Origin of the sequence: Nostoc cf. edaphicum LEGE 07299 (assembly GCF_015207245.1) — a bacterium.
Classification (GTDB): domain Bacteria; phylum Cyanobacteriota; class Cyanobacteriia; order Cyanobacteriales; family Nostocaceae; genus Nostoc; species Nostoc edaphicum_B.
In genome coordinates, this window is sequence record NZ_JADEXF010000663.1 from 1 (window position 1) to 3,519 (window position 3,519).

Sequence of the window (3,519 nt, forward strand, 5' to 3'; positions counted from 1 at the left end):
ATGATATACCTCATGTGATTAAGAAACGCTATATTGACTTTATGGAGATGTTTAATAAATGGTAGTCAAGTAAAAGCCATTCTAAAAAACATCTTTCCGATAAAAAGGTCGTTGCCCATGAATCATATCACCACTAGCGATCTCATTTGTTGACCAGAAATAGCCGTATTATTTGGAACTTATAGTTTTAATATAATTACTGTTGTGGTTGCGATCGCAAGTCTTGTAATAGCCCCTGCAAAAACTTCCCCCATTCTGCTGCCAAAGGGATTTCTGTAAACGGAACCCGCACTGAGTTAGTAGATTCAGAAAATAGAAATTCTAATTCTATAGAACGACCTTTCTCCGGTGGATTGTTTACATCTACTGATTTTTCATCTACTAAAAGCTGGATTTGTTTGATATCAAGCAAGGAGAATGTTTCTAGTTTAATAGGCCCTTGAGGCGTGGGTTTACCCCAAGTGATATTGTTTTCTTTTTGACCTAATACAGCATAAATATCATACTTAGCCCGTTCAAATTGCTCTGCCCAAGTGCGATAGGCTTCGACTTTTTGATACTCCTTCGAGCCTTGCCAAGCCAACCAGAAAAACATTACTAACAGCGGCAACCACAAAAGACCACGTTCCATCGTTTAAAAAAATCCTGATTCCTGAATAAAACTTGTAACTAAAAGTGCAAAATTTACCAACAAGGGGTGCAGATAAGTTATGGTATGAGCAAACTGGCAAAAAGCGGTGATGAGTTAATATGAGAAAACTTATATTATGGTGCTTGTTTGTCATTGGGCTGGGATCTGCCATATTTGGTTTCCTGAATTTCCAGGGATTGGCAGCTAAAGGAGAGTTTGAGACGATTTTGCTTGATTTTCGCGAAGATATTCCATCACTTGTAGTGGAACAAGATTTACAAGCGATCGCCAAACAATACAACGTTACACCCCAATTAGACAACAAGTTTTCCAAAAAAGATAATGTGTATATTATCAAAGGCGATCGCCAACGGCTCCAAGAACTGAAAAAATCTCAGTTTGCCCAAGCGACAGAATTCATTGAACCAAACTATATCTACAACAAGATTCCACAACCAGGTAAAACCGCTTGGCTAGGTGAATTTTTAACACCCCAAGAAGATGAAGAAGCAAGTCCTTCATTAACTGGCCCTAATGACCAATATTATAGCAAGCAGTGGAACTTGCACAAAATCGGTGTTGAAGGCGCATGGAGTCAAACCAAAGGCAGTGGCATCACAGTCGCAGTTATTGACACTGGGATTACTAAGGTTCGCGACTTGTATGAGACAAAATTCGTCAAGGGCTATGATTTTGTTAACGACCGAGAAGAAGCCACAGACGATAATGGTCACGGTACCCATGTTGCTGGAACTATTGCTCAAGCCACAAATAACAAATATGGCGTCGCTGGAATTGCCTACGAAGCCAGTCTGATGCCCCTGAAGGTACTCAGTTCTTATGGCGGTGGTACCGTTGCCGATATTGCCGAAGCGATTAAATTTGCTGCTGATAAAGGCGCAGATGTAATTAATATGAGCTTGGGTGGTGGCGGTGAAAGCCAGTTGATGAAACAAGCGATCGAGTATGCTCATAGAAAAGGTGTTGTTATTATTGCCGCAGCCGGGAATGAAAACGCCAATGGAGCAAGCTATCCAGCTCGCTATCCCTACGTCATCGGCGTTTCGGCAATTGGCCCAGATGGCGAAAGAGCGCCCTATTCTAACTTTGGTGCAGGGGTAGATATCTCTGCTCCTGGTGGTAGTGAAGCTGGTAAGATTCTCCAAGAAACCATCGATGAAAAGGGCGAAGGGGTATTTCTGGGCTTCCAGGGTACAAGCATGGCTGCTCCTCACGTTGCTGGTGTTGCGGCATTAATCAAAGCTGCTGGCATCAAAGAACCAGATGAAGTTTTAAAAGTCCTCAAGCAGTCGGCACGAGTTATCCAGGATGATGGTTTGAACTATTATGGCGCTGGACAACTCAATGCAGAAGCAGCAGTCAAACTAGCCTTTAGCGGGCAAATCAGTTTCTCAGATTTCTTTCGGTGGTTACGGGATAGCGGCTATCTTAACCCCGGCTTTTGGATTGATGGTGGTGCAGTAGCACTGTTACCCAAGATTTTAATGGTAGTTGGTTCCTATCTGCTGGCTTGGTTTTTACGGGTTTACTTCCCCTTCACTTGGAGTTGGTCTTTATCCAGTGGACTAATTGCTGGCAGTTCTGGGTTATTCTTCCTCAAGGGAATCTATATTTTTGATCTTCCCCAATGGCCTTTCCGGGTTTTGGGCAGTTCAATTCCCGAATTAGGCAATACTCTCCAGGGAACTGATGCATTAAATCCCCTATTTGCTAGCGTACTGATTCCCATTGTGTTGATGGCATTGCTGCTAGGACATCCTAGTTGGAAATGGTTTGCCATTGGTTCAACTTTAGGTGTAGCAGCGTGCTTAACTACAAGTGCGTTTTTCGATCCCGCAGTCTGGGGATTAGGAACTGGTAACTTAGCACGCTTCTTCCTCATTGCTAATGCCCTAGTCTGTTATGGACTTGTTCGTTTAGCATTGAAAAACGAAGAGAAAATAGCATAAATGGGGAATGGGGAATGGGGCATTGGGCATGGGGAATCAATTTTTATAACTCCCAACTCCTAACTCCTAATTCTCTACTCCCCTCACTCAGCACTCAGCACTCAGCACTCAGAACTGTTATGAGCATTACACTTACAGGTACAGTCGAACGTCGTGATATTGGTACAGGCGCATGGGCGTTAGTTACAGAAGAGGGCGTTACTTACGAAATCCTCAGAGGGGCTGATAAAGACTTACTCAAAGCCGGACAAAAAGCAAAAGTTAAAGGGCAGGTGCGTGAAGATATGATGACAACTGCCATGATTGGCCCTGCCTTAGAGGTCAAATCTTTTGAGGTAATTAGTTCTGATTAGCTGTGGAATCTAGAACCTCTTGCAGACGGCTTCTAAACTCCCCTTTGGGATGGCCTCCTTTCACTTCACCAACAATCTGAAATTCTCCCTCTGGAGAATTGCAGATGATGTAAGTAGGCCATCCCATTTCTGATTTATCGGGATATTGAGTCAACAAAATCTTGCGATACTTGCGGTAAGCAGTCGTATCTTGCATTTTTACATCGATAAATTCTAAACCCAGTTCTTCAGCCACCTTTTTGTCATAAAAAGACATTTTGTGGCAGATGCCGCACTCTTCTGAAGAGAACTTAATTACAGCTAAACTCATGGGTTGGCTACTCTTTGATTATAAACAAAGTTTTTTAGCATAATGCCATGAAATATTACCATATAGCTGGTCATTAGTGTCAATCTCAGGCTGAAACCCCAATCCAGTATTTTTATCCTTTTTCCCTAATAAGCTGTTCCACATCTAAGTTGCATAAATGCTAAATTAGATAGATTCAAGTAAAAGCGTGATGTTATGCCTGCTAAAGGTTTTTTGACTCAATCCCAAAAAGACAATTTACAAAAAGCCTTAAAA

At 42.2% G+C, this 3,519-nt stretch carries 4 protein-coding genes; 2 read left to right on the forward strand and 2 right to left on the reverse strand.

Features of this window, described 5'->3' with window-relative positions; genetic code table 11:
• Nucleotides 1-196: 196 nt before the first annotated feature.
• Nucleotides 197-631, reverse strand: coding sequence for a hypothetical protein (locus IQ229_RS18585; RefSeq protein WP_194046247.1), 435 nt, complete (start codon nucleotides 629-631; stop codon nucleotides 197-199).
• 119 nt (nucleotides 632-750) lie between these two features.
• Here IQ229_RS18585 and IQ229_RS18590 point away from each other — a divergent pair, with 119 nt between their 5' ends.
• Both IQ229_RS18590 and IQ229_RS18595 read left to right on the forward strand, forming a co-directional pair.
• Nucleotides 751-2,601 (forward strand): S8 family peptidase, encoded by a 1,851-nt coding sequence (locus IQ229_RS18590; RefSeq protein WP_194046249.1) that lies wholly within the window; start codon nucleotides 751-753, stop codon nucleotides 2,599-2,601.
• Between the two features lie 119 nt (nucleotides 2,602-2,720).
• On the forward strand, nucleotides 2,721-2,954 hold the full coding sequence (locus IQ229_RS18595; RefSeq protein ID WP_194046251.1) for a hypothetical protein: 234 nt from the start codon (nucleotides 2,721-2,723) through the stop codon (nucleotides 2,952-2,954).
• On the opposite strand, the gene IQ229_RS18600 is transcribed toward IQ229_RS18595, so the two are convergent.
• Complete coding sequence (locus IQ229_RS18600) at nucleotides 2,941-3,264, reverse strand: thioredoxin family protein (RefSeq protein ID WP_185580382.1); 324 nt, start codon at nucleotides 3,262-3,264, stop codon at nucleotides 2,941-2,943. The genes IQ229_RS18595 and IQ229_RS18600 overlap by 14 nt on opposite strands.
• Between the last annotated feature and the right edge of the window lie 255 nt (nucleotides 3,265-3,519).

Coding starts and splice junctions, on each gene's coding strand:
- IQ229_RS18600 (WP_185580382.1), bottom strand. CDS start 3,264: ATGAGTTTAGCTGTAATTAAGTTCTCTTCAGAAGAGTGCGGCATCTGC.
- IQ229_RS18595 (WP_194046251.1), top strand. CDS start 2,721: ATGAGCATTACACTTACAGGTACAGTCGAACGTCGTGATATTGGTACA.
- IQ229_RS18590 (WP_194046249.1), top strand. CDS start 751: ATGAGAAAACTTATATTATGGTGCTTGTTTGTCATTGGGCTGGGATCT.
- IQ229_RS18585 (WP_194046247.1), bottom strand. CDS start 631: ATGGAACGTGGTCTTTTGTGGTTGCCGCTGTTAGTAATGTTTTTCTGG.